The 22442-nt window shown below is 67.6% G+C and carries 2 pseudogenes; both read left to right on the top strand.

The annotated features are described in order from the left end of the window. Window positions 1-7 precede the first annotated feature (7 nt). Window positions 8-16018: pseudogene (locus tag NU1_RS44140) on the top strand (non-ribosomal peptide synthase/polyketide synthase); the annotation flags it as partial. Then, window positions 16004-22399, top strand: a pseudogene (locus NU1_RS44135) (amino acid adenylation domain-containing protein); the annotation flags it as partial. The pseudogenes NU1_RS44140 and NU1_RS44135, both read left to right, overlap by 15 nt. Window positions 22400-22442: the final 43 nt, after the last annotated feature.

Genomic DNA, 22442 nt, shown 5'->3' with positions numbered 1-22442 from the left:
CGGTGAAGTGACACCCGCATCGGGGGAACTCTTCCCGCTGTCTCCAGCTCAGCTCGGTATTTGGTACGCCCAGCACCTGGACCCGCTGGTGCCTATCAATATCGCCCAGTACGTCGAACTGCGCGGTGAGCTGGACATACCGTTGCTCGAGCAGGCCATGGTCGACGCCTCGCTCGAGATCGGATCCGGCTTCCTGCGCATTGTCGAGCGCGATGGCGAGCCCATGCAGATGGTCGATCCCACGCTGGACCGCACCATCTACCAGGTCGACCTGCGTGACGAGGCCGATCCGGCCGCCGCCGCCCGGGACTGGATGCGCGCGGACTACAGCCGTCCGCTGAACCTGGTCTCCGACCGCCTGATCCGCTCGGCCATGCTGCGCCTCGGCGACGATCATTACTACTGGTACGCGCGAATTCATCACATTGCGCTCGATGGCTTCGGCGCAGTGACCTACATGACTCGCGTCGCCGAGACGTACACGGCGTACGTGCGTGGCGAAGAGCCGAAACCGGTCAAGGTCACCGATCTGAAGACCCTGGTCGAGCAGGAGTTCGCCTATCGCGATTCCAAGCGCTTCCAGTCCGACAAGGAGTACTGGTCCCAGCGCGTCGCCGGGCTGGAGGAGGGCACCAGCCTCTCCGGCCGTTCCGCCCCGCCCGCCCCGCTCAATGGCATCACCACCGCGGCGCTCTCCGATGAGCAGAGCAGCCTGCTGGATCAGGCCGGAGCCCGCTACGAGTCGTCGCCGGCCGGTCTGCTGATCGCCGGTTTCGCGGCCTACCTCGCGCAGTGGAACGGCACCGAGGACGTCATCCTCAGCCTGCCGGTGACCGCCCGCACCACCGCCGCCATGCGTCGCTCCGGCGGCGCGACCTCCAATATCGTGCCGCTGCGCTTGCACGTCGGCCACGACACCACGGTGGCCGATCTGCTCGCCCAGGTGGGTACGGCGGTCACGGGCGCACTGCGCGCCCAGCGCTACCGCCACGAGGACATTCGCCGCGATGCCGCGGGCGATGGTGTGGTGACCCGGGAGTTCTTCGGCCCGTGGGTCAACATCATGCTGTTCCACAACGAGGTCGTACTCGGTGATGTGGTCGGTGAGTACAGCGTGCTGTCCACCGGTTCCATCGAGGATCTGGGCGTCAACTTCTATCAGTCGGTCAAGGGCACCCGCAATCACATCGATTTCGAGACCAACCCGAACCTGTACTCCGAAACCGAGGCGCAGCAGCACCATTCGCGCTTCCTGGAGTTCTTCGACCGGTTCCTGTCGGCGGGCGAGGGCCAGGCGGTGTGGGGTCTGCCCATCACCACCGATGCCGAACGCGCCAAGACCCTGGTGGAGTGGAACGAGTCGGGCCACGAGGTCCCCGAGACCACACTGCCCGCACTGCTGGACGCGCAGATCGCGCGCACCCCGGACAATATCGCCCTCGATTTCGAGGGCCAGACGCTGACCTACGCCGAATTCGGCGCCCGGGTGAACCGCCTGGCACGGTCGCTCATCGCCGATGGCGTCGGCCCGGAATCGCTGGTGGCTCTGGGAATGCGGCGCTCGCTCGACCTGGTCGTCGGCATGCACGCGGTGCTGCGGGCCGGTGGCGCGTACGTGCCCATCGATCCGGATCACCCGGCCGATCGCACCGCCTACATCCTCGAGTCCGCGGCACCGGTCTGTGTATTGACCACCGCGCGTGACGATCTGGACCTGCCGGAAGCGGTGCGTCGCGTCGAGATCGACAGCCTCGACACCACTGGTTTCTCCGCCGAGCCGCTCACCGACGCGGATCGTCTCGCGCCGCTGCGCTCGTCGAATACCGCCTATGTCATCTACACCTCGGGCTCCACCGGTCGGCCGAAGGGGGTGGCGGTCACCCACCACGCCATCGTCAACCAAGAGCTGTGGATGCTGCACGAGTATCCGATGACCGCGGCCGACGTGTACCTGCAGAAGACCGCGACCACGTTCGACGTGTCGCTGTGGGGCTACTTCATGCCGCTACTGGTGGGCGCGAAGCTCGTGATCGCCACCCCGGACGGCCATCGCGATCCGCTGTACGTGGCGGAAATGATCGAGCGGCACCGGGTTACGGTCACCGACTTCGTGCCGTCCATGCTGACGGTCTTCGTCGCGCACGCCACCGCGGCCCAATGTGCCTCGCTGAAGTACGTATTCGTCATCGGTGAGGCGCTGCCGCCGGAGACCGGGGCGAGCTTCCGCCAGATCACCGACGCTGGCCTGCACAACCTGTACGGCCCCACCGAGGCCGCGGTGTCGGTCACCTACTGGGAGAACACCGCCGCCGATACCACCACGGTGCCGATCGGTGTGCCCGAGTGGAATGTCGAAGTCTACGTACTGGATTCGCGGCTGCGGCCCGCCGCCATCGGTGCCGCGGGAGAGCTCTATCTCGCGGGCCGTCAGCTGGCGCGCGGCTACAAGGGCCGGCCGGATCTGACCTCGGATCGCTTCGTCGCGAACCCGCTGTCGGCCACCGGCGAGCGCATGTACCGCACCGGTGACCTGGTGCGCTGGAATGAGTCCGGCGCGCTGGAATACATCGGCCGCACCGACTTCCAGGTGAAGTTCCGCGGTCAGCGCATCGAACTCGGCGAGATCGAGACCGATCTCCTCGCGCACCCGGCCGTTTCGCAGGCCGCGGTGCTGGTCATGGATACCGCCACCGGCCAGCAGTTGGTCGCGTACGTGGTGCCCGCCCCGGGCCAGTCCATCGAACCGACCGAGCTGACCCGCTTCGTCGCCGAGAAGCTGCCCAGCTACATGGTTCCGGCGTCGATCATGGTGCTCGACGCCTTCCCGCTCAATACCTCCGGCAAGCTGGACCGCAAGGCCCTGCCGGAACCGGTGTTCACCGCCGATGCCGCCGGATTCCGCGCACCGCGCACCGCCGCGGAAGAGATCGTGGCGGGTATCTTCGCCGATGTCCTCGGCCATGAGCGGGTCGGTATCGACGACAACTTCTTCGACCTCGGCGGCAACTCTCTCGTTGCCACCCAGGTGGTTTCGCGTATCTCGGCGGCCTTCGGCAGCCGTCTCGGTGTGCGTGCCCTGTTCGAGACCCCGACCGTCGCCGGTCTGGCCGCGCGCGTGGAAGCGACCGCGCCGGAAGAGGGTTCGCGGCTGCCGCTGGTCGCGCAGCAGCGTCCCGAGCGGGTGCCGCTGTCGCTCGCGCAGCAGCGCATGTGGTTCCTCAACCAGTTCGATCCGACCGTGCCCACCTACAACCTGCCCTTCGTGGTGCGGTTGCAGGGGCAGGTCGATATCGACGCCCTGCAATTGGCGCTCGCCGATGTGGTGGCGCGCCAGGAATCGCTGCGTACGGTATTCCCGGAATCCGGGGATGGCGGGTACCAGCAGGTGCTGCCGATGGACGAGGTCGACCTCGGCATCGAAATCCATTCCATCGCGGAATCCGAATTGCATTCGGCGCTGGCGGAATTCGCCTCCACCGGCTTCGATGTCTCGCGGGAGCTGCCGATCCGCGTCCGCGTCTTCCGCGTAGGCGAGGACAGCCCCGAAGGCACCGACCTCGCCGTCGCCTTCGTCGTGCACCACATTGCCGCGGACGGTTTCTCGTTCGGACCGCTCTCGCGCGATATGACGGCCGCCTACCTGGCACGCGTCGCCGGAGAGGAGCCCGCGTGGGCCCCGCTTCCGGTGCAGTACCAGGACTTCAGTATCTGGCAGCGCGAAGTGCTCGGCTCCGAAGCCGATTCGGAGTCCATGGCAGCCCGCCAGATCAATTACTGGCGGCAGTCCCTGGCGGGTCTGCCGGATCAGCTGGATCTGCCGGCCGACCGTCCTCGCCCCGTGGTGCAGTCCTTCCACGGTAGTCGCGTCACCTTCGATATCGACGCCGAACTGCACGCCGCGCTGACGAATCTGGCTCGCTCGCAGGGTGTTTCGCTCTTCATGGTCATGCACAGCGCCCTCGCGGTGCTGCTGGCGCGACTGTCGGGCACCACCGATATCGCCATCGGCACCCCGGTCGCCGGTCGTGGTGAACAGGCGCTCGATGACCTGATCGGCATGTTCGTCAATACCTTGGTGCTGCGCTCGGAGGTCGACGGCTCCGCGCGTTTCACCGACTTCCTGTCCCGCACCCGGGAAACCGATCTGGCGGCCTTCGCCAATACCGATGTGCCGTTCGAGCGCCTGGTCGAGGTGCTCAACCCGACCCGCTCGCAGGCGCGGCATCCGCTGTTCCAGGTGATGCTGTCGTTCCAGGAGATGTCGCACGGCACCATGGAACTGCCGAGCCTCACCGTTTCCGCGGACGAGCTCGAGGTCGATATCGCCAAATTCGACCTGCAGTGGACCATGACCGAACACCGTGGCCTGCACGGTGAATCGGCGGGCCTGTCGGTGGTGCTGTCCTACGCCACCGATCTCTTCGACGCCGACACCGTGGCCGCCTTCGGCCGCCGCTACCTGCACGTCCTCGAAACCGCGGTCGCCGCACCGGAAATCGTGGTGCGCGATATCGACGTCCTCGAGGCCGATGAGCGCGAAACCGTACTGCACGAGTGGAACCGCACCGGCCACGACCTGCCCGACACGGTCACCGTGGCCGATCTGTTCGAGCGGCAGGTGCGCAAGCGCCCGCATGCCACCGCGCTCATCTTCGATCCGGGCGAGCGCAGCGGCGGCATGTTCGGTCCTGCCGCGGAACTCACCTACGGTGAGTTCTCGTCACGGGTCAATCGCCTGGCGCGCAAGCTCATTGCCTCCGGCGTCGGTCCGGAATCGCTGGTGGCGGTCGGTATTCGCCGCTCCATCGACATGCTGGTCGCCATCTACGCCACCCATGCGGCCGGCGGCGGCTATGTGCCGATCGATCCGGATCACCCGGCCGAGCGCACCGACTACGTCCTGCACAGCTCCCAGCCCGTGGTCCTGCTGACCACCACCGACGACGATGTCGACAGCGACGACTGCCCGGTGCTGCACCTGGACTTGCTCGACCTCGCCGAGTTCGACGACGCCCCGATCACCGATGCGGATCGCCTTGCTCCGCTGCGGAGTTCGAATACCGCGTACGTGCTCTACACCTCCGGCTCCACCGGCCGCCCCAAGGGCGTCGCCGTCTCCCATGCCTCGGTGCTGAACCAGATCGCCTGGATCACCAACGAGTACGGCATGGACGACACCGATGTGATCCTGCAGAAGACGCCGGTCACCTTCGACGTGTCGGTATGGGAGCTGTTCGGCACCATGGCCGTCGGCGCGCAGATGGTCATCGCCGCCCCGGACGGTCATCGCGACCCGATGTACCTGTCGGAGATCATCGGCCGCCATCGCGTCACCATGACCTCGTTCGTACCGTCCATGCTGTCGGTTTTCGCCGGTAGCGCGTCCGCGGCCGAATGCCTGTCGCTGCGCGCGGTTCTGGTCGCCGGTGAGGCGCTGCCGCCCGCCACCGTCACCGCCTTCCGCCGCTTCTCCACCGCCGCCGTACACAACCTGTACGGCCCCACCGAGTTCACCGTCCACGCCACCTACGCGCCGATTACCGCGCCGACCCCGACATCGGTGCCGATCGGTCGCCCGGTGTGGAATGCCCAGACCTATGTCCTCGACGAGGGTCTGCGTCCCGTTCCGGCGGGCGTCCCCGGTGAGCTGTATCTGGGTGGTATCCAGGTGGCGCGCGGCTACTACGGCCGCCCCGACCTGAGTGCGGAACGCTTTGTCGCCAACCCCTTCGGCGAACCGGGCACGCGGCTCTACCGCACCGGTGACCTGGTGCGCTGGAACCATGGGCGCTCCGCAGGTTCCGCGCCCGCAGGACGAATCGACCACGGAATTCTGGAATACATAGGCCGCACCGACTTCCAGGTGAAGTTCCGCGGCCAGCGCATCGAACTCGGTGAGATCGAATCCGCGCTGCTCGACCACCCGGCGGTCAATCAGGCCGTGGTGCTGGTCATCGATACCGTCGCCGGTGATCAGCTGGTCGCCTATCTGGTGACCAAGGCCGGTCCGGTCGACCTGGACCACGTCAAGGCCGCCCTGCACCGCACGCTGCCCGCGTACATGGTGCCCGGCGCACTCGTCGTACTGGAAGCCCTGCCGCTCAATGCCTCCGGCAAACTCGATCGCAGGGCGCTACCCGCGCCGGTGTTCGAGGTGCGCGAATTCCGGGCCCCGACAACACCTATCGAAGAGATTGTCGCTCAGGTCTTCGGTGAGGTACTCGGTATCGCCCGGGTCGGCGTGGACGACGACTTCTTCGAACTCGGCGGCAACTCGCTCATTGCCACGCAGGTTGCCTCCCGCCTCGGTATCGCACTCGATACCCGGGTGCCGGTGCGAATGCTGTTCGAGGCCAGCACCGTCGCGGCCCTGGCCGCGCGGGTGGAATCGCATGCCGGTGACGGTGCGCGCAAGGCCCTGGTGGCGCGTGAGCGACCCACCGATATTCCGCTGTCGCTGGCACAGCAGCGCATGTGGTTCCTCAACCGCTTCGATACCGAGTCCGCGGTCAACAACATCCCGGTCGCCATCCGGCTCTCGGGTGAGCTGGATGTGGCGGCGCTGCAGGTCGCCGTTATCGACGTCATCGACCGCCACGAATCACTGCGCACCGTCTTCCCGGAGACCGGCAACGGCCCCGTGCAGCGGGTCCTGGACGCCGCGCAGATCGTGCCCGACCTGACCCCGGTACCGGTCACCGATGCCAATCTCATCGACCACCTCATCGAGTTGGCATCGATGGCATTCGACGTGACCAATGAAGTGCCTTTGCACGCAAGGCTTTTCGAGATCAGCGAAACCGAGTACGTGCTCGGTATGGTGGTGCACCACATCTCCGCCGACGGCTGGTCCATGGGTCCCCTCGCCCGCGACGTCATGGTCGCCTACGCCGCCCGCACCTCGTGGGAGGCCCCGGCCTGGGCCGAACTGCCCGTGCAGTACGCCGATTACGCGCTGTGGCAGCGCGAGGTACTCGGTTCCGAGGACGATCAGGAATCGCTGATCGCCAAGCAGATTCAGTACTGGACCCGGGCGCTGGCGGACCTGCCCGACGAACTGGTGCTGCCCGCCGACCGGCCGCGTCCCGCCACGGCCAGCTACCGGGGCGGCACCTACCCGTTCATTATCTCCGCCGAAACCCAGCAGCGCCTGGTCGATCTGGGCCGCCGGCACAACGCGTCGCTGTTCATGGTCATGCACAGCGCCCTGGCCGTACTGCTGGCGCGGCTGTCCGGCACCGGCGATATCGCCATCGGCACCCCGGTCGCCGGTCGCGGTGAGGCCGCTCTCGACGATCTCATCGGCATGTTCGTCAACACCCTGGTGCTGCGCACCGAGGTGAATGGCGATGCCAGCTTCGGTGATCTGCTCGCCGCGGCCCGCGATACCGATCTGCACGCCTTCGCGCACGCCGACGTGCCGTTCGAACGCCTCGTCGAGGTGATCAACCCGGCCCGCTCGCAGTCGCGGCATCCGCTGTTCCAGGTCATGCTGACCTTCCAGAACACCCGGCAGACCAGCCTGGAATTGCCCGGGCTGCGGGTCAATGGCATCGACTACGACCCGGGTCTGGCCAAATTCGACCTGCAACTCACCCTGCAGGAGGCGCAGGACGCGCGCGGTGAGAACGCCGGTATGTCGGCCGAATTCTCCTATGCCCTGGACCTTTTCGACGACGACACGGTGGCGGCCTTCGCGCGGCGGCTGCACACTATCCTGGACGCGGTCACCGAGGATCCGCAACGGCCCGTCGGCGATATCGATCTGCTCGACAACTACGAGAAGCAGCGGTCGCTGACCGAGTGGAATGCCACCGCGTTCGACATCGCGTCGGTGCTGCCGACGCTGCCGGGGGGCACTGCGCCGACCCTGGTTTCGCTCTTCGAGGCACAGGCCGCGACCAGCCCCGACGCGACCGCCGTCGTATTCGAGGGCGCACCCGGGCGGAGCTCGGAGGGTCGAACAGAGCTGACCTATGCCGAGTTCGGTTCTCGGGTACATCGCCTGGCGCGCAAGCTCATTGCCGCCGGTGTTGGGCCGGAATCGCTGGTGGCCCTGGCCATTCGGCGTTCCACCGACCTCGTGGTCGCCATGTACGCGGTCCTCGAAGCCGGTGGCGCGTACGTGCCCCTGGATCCGGACCAGCCCGCCGAGCGTATCGACTATGTGCTCGATACCGCCCGTCCGGTGGCCATCCTCACCACCAGCCGTGACGACTTCATTACCGGTCGCAATGTGCCGGTGCTCGAGGTCGACACTTTGCGTCTGGACGGTTACGCCGACATCCCGATCACCGAAGCCGAACTGGCGCAGCCGATTCGGCCGGACCACACCGCCTACGTGATCTTCACGTCGGGTTCGACCGGCCGCCCCAAGGGTGTGGCCGTCGAGCATGCCGCCATTGTGAACCGGCTGCTGTGGATGCAGCACGAGTACCCGATCGGTGCGCACGACGCCGTACTGCAGAAGACCCCGGCCACCTTCGACGTGTCGGTGTGGGAGTTCTTCTGGCCCTTGCAGACCGGTGCGCGGCTGGTCGTCGCCAAGCCGGACGGACATCGCGATCCGGTGTACCTGGCTCAGCTCATTGCCGACGAAGGCATCACCACGGCGCACTTCGTGCCGTCCATGCTGTCGGTATTCGTCTCCACGATCGGGAACGAGAACGGCGACTCCACCGTCACCGCGCCGCGCCTGCGGCAGGTCTTCGCCTCCGGTGAGGCGCTGCCCGCGCCGACCGCGCAGAAGCTGCGCGAGTTGACCGGTGCGCGCCTGCACAACCTGTACGGCCCCACCGAAGCCGCCGTCGATGTCACCTATCACGAGGTCTCGAACTTCGACGAGGTCACCGTTCCCATCGGTCGCCCGGTGTGGAACACCCAGGTGTACGTCCTCGACGCCCGCCTGCACCCGGTCGCACCGGGTGTCGCAGGTGAGCTCTACCTCGCGGGCGATCAGCTGGCGCGCGGCTACCTCGGCCGCCCGGACCTGTCCGCCGATCGCTTCGTCGCCAACCCGCTCGGAGCTCCAGGCTCCCGTATGTACCGCACCGGCGACCTGGTCACCTGGACCGCCGACGGTGAACTGAACTACCTGGGCCGCACCGACTTCCAGGTCAAGCTGCGCGGTCTGCGCATCGAACTCGGTGAGATCGAGGCCGCGCTGCTGGCGGAGCCGGGTGTCGCCCAGTCCGTGGTCGTGGTGCGCGCCGATGCCCACGCCGGTGATCAGCTGGTCGGTTACGTGGTTCGTGAACCTGAGGCCGCTGTCGATGCCGATGCGGTGAAGGCCGCGCTGGGGCAGTCGCTTCCGGGCTATATGGTCCCGTCCGCGCTGGTCGTGCTGGACGAATTCCCGCTCAATGCCTCCGGCAAGCTGGACCGTAGGGCGCTGCCCGCACCGGTTTTCGAGACCAAGCGTTTCCGTGCGCCCTCGACTCCGATCGAGGAGATCATCGGCCAGATCTTCGCCGATCTGCTCGGTGTCACGCGTGTCGGCGTCGACGACGATTTCTTCGAACTCGGCGGCAACTCGCTCGTCGCCACCCAGGTGGTCGCGCGACTGAGTACCGCGCTCAATGCCGAAATCGGCGTGCGCGCGCTGTTCGAGGCCCCGACCGTGGCGGCGCTGGCCGCCCGGGTGGAGTCGCATGCGGGAACCGGTGTGCGCCAGGCGCTCACGGTCCGTGCCCGCCCCGAGCACCCGCCGCTGTCGCTCGCACAGCAGCGCATGTGGTTCCTCAACCGCTTCGATACCGATTCGGCGGCCAATAACATTCCGGCGGCCGTCCGGCTCAGCGGCGCAGTGGATCTCGATGCGCTGCGTAGCGCCGTGATCGATGTGGTGGCACGCCACGAATCGCTGCGCACGGTGTACCCGTCCGCCGACGGCGTCGCCTACCAGAAGGTGCTGCCCACCGCCCGCGCCATTCCGGCCATCGACGTGGTGGAGGTGTCCGAGGCCGAACTCCTTGGCGCGATCTACGAATTCGTCACCCTCGGTTTCGATGTCACCGCCGAACCGCCGATTCGACTGCGGGTCTACCGCCTGGCCGATGACGAGCACGTGCTGGTCCTGGTGGCCCATCACATCGCCGCCGACGGCTTCTCGATGAACCCGCTGGTTCGCGACCTCATTACCGGGTACGTGGCCCGCAGCAACGGCGAGGCTCCGGGCTGGCCGGAACTGCCGGTGCAGTACGCGGATTACGCGCTGTGGCAGCGGGAAACCCTCGGCTCCGAAGACGATGGGCGCTCGCTCATTACCGAGCAGCTCGACTACTGGCGCGACACCCTGACCGGACTGCCGGACGAGCTGCGGCTGTCCACCAGGGCACGGCCCGCCGTCGCCTCGTACCGGGCCGGTACGCATCGCTTCCAGCTCTCGGGTGAACTCGTCGCCGCGCTCAACCGCGTCGCCCAGACTCACGCGACCACCCTCTTCATGGTGGTGCACAGCGCCTTCGCCGCACTGCTGTCGCGACTGAGCGGCAGTGACGATGTGGCCGTCGGTATTCCGGTGGCCGGTCGTGGCGAGCAGGCCCTCGACGACCTGGTCGGCATGTTCGTCAATACCCTGGTACTGCGCTCGCAGGTCGATACCGGCGCGAGCTTCGCGGATCTGCTCAACCATGTCCGCGAACGCGACCTACAGGCCTTCGCGCACGCCGATGTGCCGTTCGAGCGGCTGGTCGAGGTGCTGAACCCGGCACGCTCGCAGGCGCGCCACCCGCTGTTCCAGGTCATGCTGTCCTTCCAGAACCTGGGCCGTGCCGCCCTGGAACTGCCGGGTCTGAGCGTGGCCGAACTGGGTATCGACCAGCAGACGGCCAAGTTCGATCTGCAGCTCACCCTCAGTGAAGTCGTGGACGGCACCGCCGACATCGCGGCCATGGACGCCGAACTCGTCTACGCCACCGACCTTTTCGATGGCGAGTACGCGAATACCTTCGCCGAGCGCTTCGTGCGGGTGTTGTCCGCGGTGGCCACCGATCCCGCCGTCCGTGTCGGTGAACTGGAAATCCTCAGCCGCGCCGAACGTGACCAGGTCCTGCATGCCTGGAACGCCACCGCCTTCGAACTCGACGCCGCACTGCCGGAGGTCGCCGAAAGCGCTGCCGCGACCCTGGTTTCGCTCTTCGACGCCCAGGTCGAGCGCACCCCGGACCCGGCCGCCGTCACGTACGAGGGGACAAGTCTGGCCCACCCGTCGCCCGACCACCACCCCTCATCGAGTCTCTACGAGACGCTGTCGTACGCCGAGTTCGCCGCGCGGGTGCGGCAGCTCGCGCGCTTCCTCATCGACGAGGGCGTCGGACCGGAATCGTTTGTGGCGCTGGGGATGCGCCGCTCCATCGACCTGGTGGTCGGAATGTACGCCGTCACGGTCGCCGGTGGCGCGTACGTCCCGCTGGATCCGGATCATCCGGCCGAGCGCAGCCAGTACATCCTCGATACCGCGGAGCCGGTCTGCGTACTGACCTCGGGCAGTGATCTGGAAGGTATTGCGGGACGTCAGGTTCGCATCGACGAGCTGGATCTGTCCGGCTACGCGGACACCCCCGTCACCGATGCCGACCGCCGCGCCCCACTGCGTCCGGGCAATACCGCGTACGTGATCTTCACGTCCGGTTCGACCGGCCGTCCCAAGGGTGTCGCGGTCTCGCACAAGGCCATCGTCAACCGCCTGGTGTGGATGCACGCCCAGTACGGGCTCGCACCCTACGATGTGGTACTGCAGAAGACCCCCGCCACCTTCGATGTATCGGTGTGGGAGTTCTTCTGGCCGCTCCAGATCGGTGCGCGCCTGGTTGTCGCCAAGCCGGACGGCCACCGTGACCCGGCCTACCTCGCGGATCTCATTGCCCGCGAAGATGTCACGGTCACCCACTTCGTGCCGTCCATGCTCGCGGTCTTCGTGGCGGAGTTGAATGCGGCCGCCGCGGGGTCCTCCGCGGCTACGCAGGCTGCCACCTCCGGGCCTGACGCGACCGCCGAGCCGACCGCCGCGCGATGCACCAGCCTGAGCCTGGTATTCGCCTCCGGTGAGGCGTTGCCCGGACCGATCGCGCAGCAGCTGCGCGAGCTGACCGGTGCCCGCCTGCACAACCTGTACGGCCCCACCGAGGCCGCGGTCGACGTGACCTATCACGAGGTCACCGATGAGGACATCGCCACGGTGCCGATCGGTGCGCCGGTCTTCAATACCCAGGTGTACGTGCTGGATTCGCGGCTGCTGCCGGTGCCGGTGGGTGTCGCGGGTGAGCTCTACCTCGCGGGCGATCAGCTCGCCACCGACTATGTGGCCCGGCCCGATCTGACCGCGGATCGCTTTGTGGCCAACCCATTCGGGGACGGCGTCCGCATGTACCGGACCGGCGACCTCGTCGTCTGGACGCCGGACGGTGAACTGGAATACCTGGGCCGCACCGACTTCCAGGTGAAGCTGCGCGGTCTGCGCATCGAACTCGGCGAGATCGAATCCGAGCTCAATGCGCTCCACGCGGTCGCCCAGTCGGTGGTCGTGGTGCGCCACGACGAGCGCACCGGCGACCAGTTGGTCGCCTACCTGGTACCCGCCGGTGACATCGATCTGGAAGCCGTGAAAGCCGAGCTGTCCCAGCAGCTTCCGGCCTACATGGTCCCGGCCGCCTTCATGGTGCTGGATGCCTTCCCGCTGAACGCCTCCGGCAAGCTGGACCGCAAGGCGCTGCCCGCGCCCACCTTCGCGGCCAAGGTCTACCGTGCGCCGTCCACCCCGGTGCAGCAGACCGTCGCCGGAACCATTGCCGATGTTCTCGGTGTCGAGCGGGTCGGTCTCGACGACGACTTCTTCGACCTCGGCGGCAACTCGCTCATCGCCACCCAGGTGGCCGCGCGCCTGTCCGCGGCCCTCGATGCCGATATTCCGGTGCGCACGCTGTTCGAGGCCTCCACCGTGGCCGCCCTCGCGGCGCAACTGGAATCGCGGGCCGGCACCGGCGGGCGGGTGCCGCTGGTGGCGCGCGAACGCCCCGAACTCATTCCGCTCTCGCCCGCGCAGCAGCGCATGTGGTTCCTCAACCGCTTCGACAGCCGGACCGCCGTCAACAACATCCCGGTGGCGCTGCGGCTCACCGGTGCGGTCGACGCGGCCGCACTGGCCGCCGCCCTCGGCGATGTGCTGGCCCGCCACGAGGCACTGCGCACTAGCTATCCCGAGGTGGAAGGCACCGGCTACCAGCGCATTCTGCCGCTCGGTGAGGTTACCGTCGGCCTCGCCGCCGAGGAGATCGAGTCCGACGACCTGGTGGCGCGGGTCACCGCGCTCGCCAGTGTCCACTTCGACGTCACCAGCGAACTGCCGTTGCGCGCGACGCTGCTCACGCTGAACCCGCGCGAGCACGTGCTCGTGCTGGTGCTGCACCACATCAGCGGTGACGGCTTCTCGCTGCGCCCGCTGCTGCGTGACGTGGTCGCCGCCTACCTGGACCGCAGCCGCGGTGAGGCCCCGAGCTGGGCTCCGTTGCCGGTGCAGTACGCCGATTACGCGCTGTGGGAGCGCGAGGTGCTCGGCTCCGAGGACGATCCGGAATCGGCCGCCGCCGCTCAGATCGCCTACTGGTCCGAGCAATTGCGCGATCTGCCCGATCAGATCGAACTGCCCGCCGACCGGCCGCGACCCGAGGTCGCCAGCAATGCCGGTGGTACACACGACTTCTCGATCGACGCCGAGCTGCACCGGTCGCTCACATCCGTCGCACGCGAACACGACGCGACCCTGTTCATGGTCGTACACGCCGCACTCGCCACCTGGGCGTCGCGGCTGTCGCGCTCCACCGATATCGCCATCGGCACCCCCATTGCCGGCCGCGGTGAACGTGCCCTCGACGACCTGGTCGGCATGTTCGTCAACACCCTGGTGCTGCGCACCCCGGTGCGCCCGGACGCCGCCTTCCGCGACCTGCTCGCCGAGGTGCGGCGCACCGACCTGTCCGCCTTCGCGCACGCCGATGTGCCATTCGAGCGTCTGGTGGATGTGCTCAGCCCGGTGCGCTCACAGGCGCACCACCCGCTCTTCCAGGTGGCACTGACCTTCGAGGCCGCCTCCGCCAAGGACGCGGGCTCGGTCTCGCTGCCGGGTCTCGATGTCGATATCGTCGAATTCGATCCGGGCACCGCCAAATTCGATGTGCAGCTGACCGTGGGCGAGCGGGCCGACGGGTCCCTGGGCCTGTCATGGAACTACGCCACCGAACTGTTCGATCCCGAGACCATGGCGGCCTTCGCGGATCGCCTGGTGCGCATCCTGCGGGCGGTGGCCGAGGATCCGACCGCCACCGTCGGCGATATCGATCTGCTAGGTGAGGACGAACGCCACGATGTGGCCGAGCGCTGGGTCACCGCGGGTGAAGATGCCGTGGCGGTCGCGACGGGCCCGGAGGCGGCAGCTCGCGTAACCACGGAGGGAACCGCCAGCGCCACCGGAGGACACAGCAGTGGTCTGTTCGCGGATCCCAATGCCACGCTGTCGGGTCTGTTCGACGCCGCCGTCGCGGCCAACCCCCAGCGGGTCGCGGCGCGCTTCGGCGAGGACGAACTCACCTACGCCGATCTGGATCGGCGCGCCAATGTCATCGCTCGTCGCCTGATCGCCAAGGGTGCGGGGCCGGAATCCCTTGTCGCGGTAATTCTCCCGCGCTCGCTGGATCTGGTGGTGGCGCTGCTGGCCGTGGTCAAGACCGGTGCGGGCTATGTGCCGATCGACCCGACCTCCCCGGCCGATCGCATTGCCTACCTGCTCGAGGATTCCGCGCCGACCAGCGTGATCATCGACTCCACGGTGCAGGTCGAGCTGCCCTCGACCCTGCCGACCGTGGTACTCGACGGCTACACCGTCGAGGCCGGTGACGTCGAGGATGCCGACGACGCGCCGATTACCGACGCCGACCGCCGCAGCCCCGTGCGACCGGACCACGTCGCCTATGTCATCTACACCTCCGGCTCCACCGGCCGCCCCAAGGGCGTCGCTGTGGCGCATCGGAATGTGGTGCGGCTGTTCGCCAATACCGATCGCGAATTCGGCTTCGGCGCACAGGATGTGTGGACCCTGTTCCACTCCTACGCCTTCGACTTCTCGGTGTGGGAACTGTGGGGCCCGCTGCTCTACGGCGGTAAGCTCGTCGTGGTCGACTACTACACCTCGCGCTCGCCGGAACAGTTCCTGGAACTGCTGCGCCGCGAACGGGTTACGGTGCTCAACCAGACGCCGTCGGCCTTCTACCAGCTGGCCGAGGCCGACCGTATCGCCTCGGTCGCCAGCCGTGAGTCCGGTAACGCGGTATCGCCGCTGTCGCTGCGCTACGTCGTCTTCGGTGGTGAGGCGCTCGAGCTGCGCCGCCTCAGCGATTGGGTTGCCCGCCACGGCGCTCCGATCGATGGGCGTTCGGCAAGCTCCACACCCGGGGCTCCGCAACTGGTCAATATGTACGGCATCACCGAGACCACCGTGCACGTTTCGCACCGCGCTCTCGACGCCGCCACCATTGCCGCCGCCACCGGCAGCATTGTCGGCCGTGCCATTGCCGGACTGCGCGTCTACGTCCTCGACGACCGGCTGCACCCGGTGCCGGTGGGCGTCGCGGGCGAAATGTATGTGGCCGGACCGCAATTGGCGCGCGGCTACCTCGGTCGCGCCGACCTCACCACGACCCGCTTCGTGGCGAGTCCGTTCGGCGAACCGGGTGAGCGCCTCTACCGCTCCGGTGACGTGGCGCGCTGGAACCGGTTCGGCGAACTCGAATACCTCGGTCGCGCCGACGATCAGGTCAAGGTTCGCGGCTTCCGCATCGAACTCGGCGAGATCGAATCCGCCGTACTGGCCCAGCCGGGTATCGCGCAGGCCGCGGTCATCGTGCGCGAGGACCAGCCGGGTGATCAGCGCATCGTCGCCTACGTGGTGGCCGAGGGCGCCATCGATACCGACGCCGTCCGCGACGGGGCGGGGGAGCGGCTGCCGTCCTACATGGTGCCGTCCGCCCTCGTGGTGCTCGATCGAATCCCGCTGACCGTCAACGGCAAACTGGATCGTCGCGCCCTGCCCGCACCCGCCGTGCAGGCGCGAGCCTTCCGGGCGCCGGAGACCCCCGTCCAGGAAACCGTGGCCGCCGTCTTCGCGGAGGTCCTCGACCTCTCACGGATCGGTCTCGACGACGATTTCTTCGACCTGGGCGGCAACTCGCTCATCGCCACCCGCGTGGTCTCGCGCATCGGCGCCGCCCTCGACACCAGCGTCGCGGTGCGGACCCTGTTCGAAGCCTCGACCGTGGAAGCCCTTGCCGCGCGTATCGAATCGCATACCGACGGCGCGTCCCGAGCCAAACTGGTGGCGCGTCAGCGTGCCGCGTCGGAACTGGTGCCGCTGTCCTTCGCACAGCAGCGCATGTGGTTCCTCAACCAGTACGACACCAGCTCGGCGGCCTACAACCTGCCCCTCGCAATTCGCCTCACCGGTGAACTCGACACCGCCGCACTGGAACTCGCGGTCGCTGATGTGGTGCGTCGGCACGAATCGCTGCGTACCCGGTACCCGGAGCACGGCGGCACTCCGATGCAAGTCGTGGTCCCGGCCGATGAGGTCCGTTTGGACCTGCGACCGGTGGCGGTGAGCACCGAACAGCTGACCGCCCGCGTCACCGAATTCGCGGTCACCGGATTCAATGTGGCCGAACAGGTTCCGCTGCGTGCACGGCTGTACCGGGTCGACGGTATCGACGAGCACGTCCTCGTGGTCGTGGTGCACCACATTGCCGGTGACGGCTTCTCCATGGGCCCGCTCACCCGCGATGTCATGACCGCCTACACCGCCCGCACCCAGGGCGCGGCTCCCGGGTGGGCACCGCTGCCCGTGCAGTACGCGGACTTCGCCATCTGGCAGCGCGAAGTGCTCGGCTCCGAAGAGGACGCCGGATCACTGCTCGCCCGCCAGGTCGGCTACTGGCAGCGGACCCTCGACGGTATCCCGGACGAACTCACCCTGCCGTCCGATCGCCCGCGCCCGGCGGTGGCCTCCCATCGCGGTGCGACCCTGCACAAGACGCTGTCGCCGGAACTCATCGCGGCGCTGGAAGACCTGGCGCGCAAGCGTGGTTCGTCGCTGTTCATGGTGATGCACAGCGCCCTGTCGGTGCTGCTGTCGCGACTGTCCGGCACCGAGGACATCGCGGTCGGCACCCCCGTCGCCGGACGTGGTGAACAGGCCCTGGACGACCTGGTCGGCATGTTCGTCAACACTCTGGTGCTGCGCACCGCCATCGACTCGGCCGAATCGTTCACCGATCTGCTGGAACGGGTCCGCCGCACCGACCTCGACGCCTTCGGCAATGCCGACGTCCCGTTCGAGCGCCTGGTGGAACTGCTCTCGCCCGAGCGCTCGCAGGCCCGCAACCCGCTGTTCCAGGTGGTGCTGGCCTTCCAGAACCTGGATCGCACCAGCCTGGAACTGCCCGGCCTGACCGTCTCCGCACTCGACCTCGAAGAGGATGTCGCCCGCTTCGACCTGCAGTTCACGCTGTCGGAGCATGGCGATGCGGGTATGGCCTTGGCTCTGACCTATGCGACCGATCTCTTCGACGAGCCCACCGCCGCCGAATTCGCGCAGCGGTGGCAGCGGGTGCTGGAAGCCATCGCCGGTGATCCGGAGATCGTCGTCGGCGGTATCGATATTCTCGACACCGCCGAACGCGCCGACCTCATCGACCGCACCGGCTTGCCCGCGGTTCCCGCGCGCACCCTGCCGGAGCTGCTGGCCGAGGCCGTCGCACGCAATCCGCAGGGCACCGCCGTTATCTACCCGGGCCGTGACGGCCGGGTCGAACTGACCTACGCCGAACTCGATGAACGCTCGAACCGTTTGGCGCGCTTGCTCATCGAGCGCGGTATCGGTGCCGAGGACCTGGTCGCCATTGCCGTCCCGCGATCGGCCGACTCCTACCTCGCCGAATGGGCCGTCGCCAAGACCGGTGCCGCCTTCGTACCGGTCGACCCGACCTATCCGGCCGACCGCATCGCCCATATGGTCACCGATTCCGGTTCGCCGGTCGGCCTGACCGTGGCCTCGGTGCGCGCCGACCTGCCGGAATCGGCGCAGTGGCTGGTCCTGGAAGACCTCGACCTCGAGGGCTACGACGCCGCGACGGTCGCGGCTGCCGACCGGGTGCGTCCGCTGCGCCCGGAGCATCCGGCGTACGTCATCTACACCTCCGGCTCCACCGGCCTGCCCAAGGGCGTCGTGGTCACCCACACCGGTCTGGCCAACTTCAGCGCCGAGCAGATCGAGCGCTACCACCTCGATTCCGATTCGCGCGCACTGCATTTCGCCTCGCCGTCATTCGACGCGTCCATGCTGGAGTTCCTGCTCGCGGTCGGACCGGCCGCGGCGCTCGTGGTCGTCCCCACCGGCGTCTACGGCGGTGAGGAACTGTCCGAGCTGATCCGCGCCGAGCGGGCCACGCACGCGTTCATCACCCCGGCCGCGCTGGCCACCTTCGATCCGACCGGCCTCGATACCCTGCGCATGCTGTGCGCCGGTGGTGAAGCGGTACCGCCGGAGCTGGTCGCGAAGTGGGCAGTTCCTTTGGCGGACGGCACCACTCGCGCCTTCCACAATGGTTACGGCCCCACCGAAACCACCATCATGACCAATATCAGCGATCCGATGGTGCCGGGCGATCTCGTCACCATCGGTGGCCCCATCCGGGGTATGCGGTCGCTGATCCTCGACGACCGGCTGCGGCCGGTGCCCGAGGGCGTCGCGGGTGAGCTGTATCTGTCGGGTATCCAGTTGGCCCGTGGCTACCACGCCCGTCCCGGCTTGACGGCGGATCGTTTCGTCGCCAACCCGTATGTGCCGGGTGCCCGGATGTATCGCACGGGTGACGTGGTCCGATGGGTGCCAGCATCGCGAAGCGATTCGATGAGGGGTGGCGGCCGGGCGACGGGTGGGCCGCGCAATGGTGAGGTCGAGTATGTGGGCCGCTCCGACTTCCAGGTGAAGGTGCGCGGTTTCCGTATCGAACTCGGTGAGATCGATGCCGCGCTGGCCGCGCACGACACCGTGGACTTCGCCGTCACCATCGGGCACAAGAATGCCGCCGGTGCGGTGTCGCTGGTGTCGTATGTGGTTGCGGCGCCGGGCCATGCCATCGATGCCGCCGCACTGACCTCGCATGTCGAACAGCGCCTGCCCGCCTACATGGTGCCGTCGTCGATCATGACCATCGACCGGGTGCCATTGACCCCGGTCGGCAAGCTGGACCGCAAGGCACTGCCGGAACCGGTATTCACCACCGAGGCCACCTTCCGGGCCGCGCGTAATCCGATCGAGCACACCATTGCCGAAGTCTTCGCCGAGGTTCTGGGTCTCGAGCGGGTCGGTATCGACGATTCGTTCTTCGCCCTCGGTGGCGACTCCATCGTCTCCATTCAGCTGGTGTCGCGAGCCAAGGCGCGCGGCGTGGTGTTCAGCCCGCGCGACGTTTTCGAACAGCGCACCGTGGCCGGACTGGCCGCGGTGGCCGAAACCGCTGCCGCACTGGGGGATACGGCTCCAAAACTGGCTGAACTGCCGGGCGGCGGCGTCGGTGCGATGCCGCTCACGCCGGTCGTGCGATTCATGGCGGAGCGGGTCGGCTCGTTCAACCGGTTCAACCAGACCATGGCACTCGAACTGCCGGTCGGCATCGACCGCGCGGGTATCGCCGCCACCGTCGCGGCCGTCATCGACCGCCACGACATGCTGCGGGCGCGCCTGTACCAGAACCCGGAATGGGTGGTCGAAACCTCGGCGCCGGGCACCGTCGATGTGGACGCCCTCATCGACCGTACCGAGTTCGACGCCGGAATCAGTGACGATGTGCTGGCCGAAATCGCCTCCGCCGCACTCGATGTCACCCTGAATCGCCTCGATCCCGCCGCAGGCGTGGTGGTTCGGTTCGTCTGGCTGGAGGCCTCGGAACCGACCCGCGCCGGTCGCCTGATCGTGGTCGCGCATCACCTCGTGGTCGACGGTGTCACCTGGCGAATCCTGGTGCCGGACTTCGTCACTGCCTGGGGACAGCTCTCCGCCGCCCAGACGCCGGAACTCACCGCACCCGCCACCAGCATGCGCACCTGGGCTCATGCGCTGGAGCAGGAAGCGGCCAGCGATAAGCGTCTCGCCGAACTGGAGTACTGGCGCGGCGTGGTCGACGGTCCGGATCCGCTGCTCACCGAGCGCGCCATGGATCCGACCGTGGATATCACCGAGGTCGTCGACAAGCATCGCGTCGAACTGTCCGCCGAGGTCACCAAATCGCTGCTCACCACCGTGCCCGCGCTCTTCCACGGCGGCGTCAATGACGGTCTGCTGACCGCGCTGGCGCTGGCGGTCGCGAAGTGGCGCTCCGACAAGGGCATCGGCGAAGCGGGGGACAGGTCTGCCCTCATCCGCCTCGAGGGCCACGGCCGCGAGGAAGAGGTTGTATCGGGTGCGGATCTGTCGCGCACGGTCGGCTGGTTCACCGCCATCTTCCCGGTGCGCTTCGACCTGTCCGATATCGACGTCAATGCCGCCCTGGCCGGTGGACCGGCCATGGGTCGCGCCATCAAGGCCGTCAAGGAGCAACTGCTCGCGGTGCCCGATAAGGGGCTGGGCTACGGTCTGCTGCGCTACCTGAACCAGGCCACCGCCGACCGGTTGCCCGCCGATCTGCCCGGCCAGGTCAGCTTCAACTACCTCGGTCGCGTCAATGAGGGGGATGTGCCCGATGCCCTGCGCGGCTTCGGCTGGATTCCGGCCGCGGAGCTGGGCAACCTCGGTGGCGCGTACGACGCGGATATGCCCGCCATGGCCCCGATCGATATCAATGCCATCGTGGTCGGCGATAAGCTCACCGCCAATATCGGCTATCCCAGCACGCTGCTGAACGCCGAGGAAGTGGCCACCTTGGGGCAGCTGTGGACCGCGGCGCTGGAAGCGGTCGCACGCCACGCCGACTCGGCCGACGCGGGTGGGCATACGCCGTCCGACTTCGGTCTGGTGCAGGTCACCCAGCGCGATATCGACGGCTGGGAGCGGCGCTTCCCGGGTCTCGATCAGGTGTGGCCGCTGTCCGCCCTCCAGGCGGGCCTTCTCTTCCACGCCCAGCTGGCCGTGTCCTCGGTGGATGTGTACACCGCACAGGTCGTACTCACCCTCAATGGCCGCGTGGATGCCGACCGCCTGCGCGCGGCCGCTCAGGCGCTCCTCGACCGGCACGAAATCCTGCGCACCGCATACCTTTCCGATGCCGCGGGTAACCCGGTGCAGCTGGTGCTCGACAGCGTTCGGGTGGCGTGGACCAACCACGACCGCACCGAGACAGGCGATGCGCGCGACATCATCGACGCCGACCGGATGCAGCGCTTCGATCTGACGCAGCCGCCGCTCATTCGCTTCACTCTGGTGCAGACGGCCGCCGACGCCTGGCAGCTGGCCGTGGCCAACCACCACATCCTGCTCGACGGCTGGTCGATGCCGCTGCTCATGCAGGACCTCCTCGTCCTGTACGCGACGCGCGCCGATACCAGTGCGCTGCCGCCGGTCCGGTCCTACCGCAACTTCCTGGAATGGGTTGCCCAGCAGGATCGTTCGGCCTCCATCGCGGCCTGGCAGAAGTCGCTGCGCGGGGTGTCCGAGCCGACGCTGCTCACCCGCCCCGACGCCGGCCGCGAAATCACCGCACTGTCCGGTGAGTACTTCTTCGATCTGGACGAGGCCGCCACCACCCGGCTCACCAACCTGGCCGCGCAGCTCGGCGTCACGCCGAACACCGTGCTCCAGACCGCGTGGGGAATTCTGCTCGGCCGTCTCACCGGTCGCGACGATGTGCTCTTCGGCACCACCGTGTCCGGGCGTCCCGCCCAGCTCTCGGGTGTCGAATCCATGGTCGGCCTGTTCATCAATACGGTGCCGGTGCGGGTCGCCTTCGATCCGGCCGAAACCGTGCGCTCGCTGCTCACCCGCACCCAGGGGGAGCAGGCGGATCTGCTCGACCACCATTACGTCGGACTGGCCGAAATCCAGTCGGCGGCGGGCATCGGTGGACTCTTCGACACCCTCGTGGTGTTCGAGTCCTATCCCGTTGACGCCGACGGTATTCGGGAGCAGGCCGCCGATATCGACGGTATGGGTGTGACCGGCCTGGAAGCGGCCGACGCCACCCACTACCCGCTGACGCTCATCGCGCAGCTCGACAGCCGTCTGCGTATTCGCGCGGGCTACCTGCGTGATCTGTTCGACGAGGACACGGTTCGCCGGATCGCCGACCGCCTGGTGCGGGTGCTCACCGCCATCACCACCGAACCCGGTGTGTCCGTGGGCGATATCGAGTTGCTCGACAGCGCCGAGCGCGATCTGGTTGTCGAGCAGTGGAACGACACCACCA

Source organism: Nocardia uniformis NBRC 13702 (assembly GCF_001613345.1).
Lineage (GTDB): Bacteria > Actinomycetota > Actinomycetes > Mycobacteriales > Mycobacteriaceae > Nocardia > Nocardia uniformis.
This window is presented reverse-complemented; position numbering and strand designations above follow the sequence as displayed.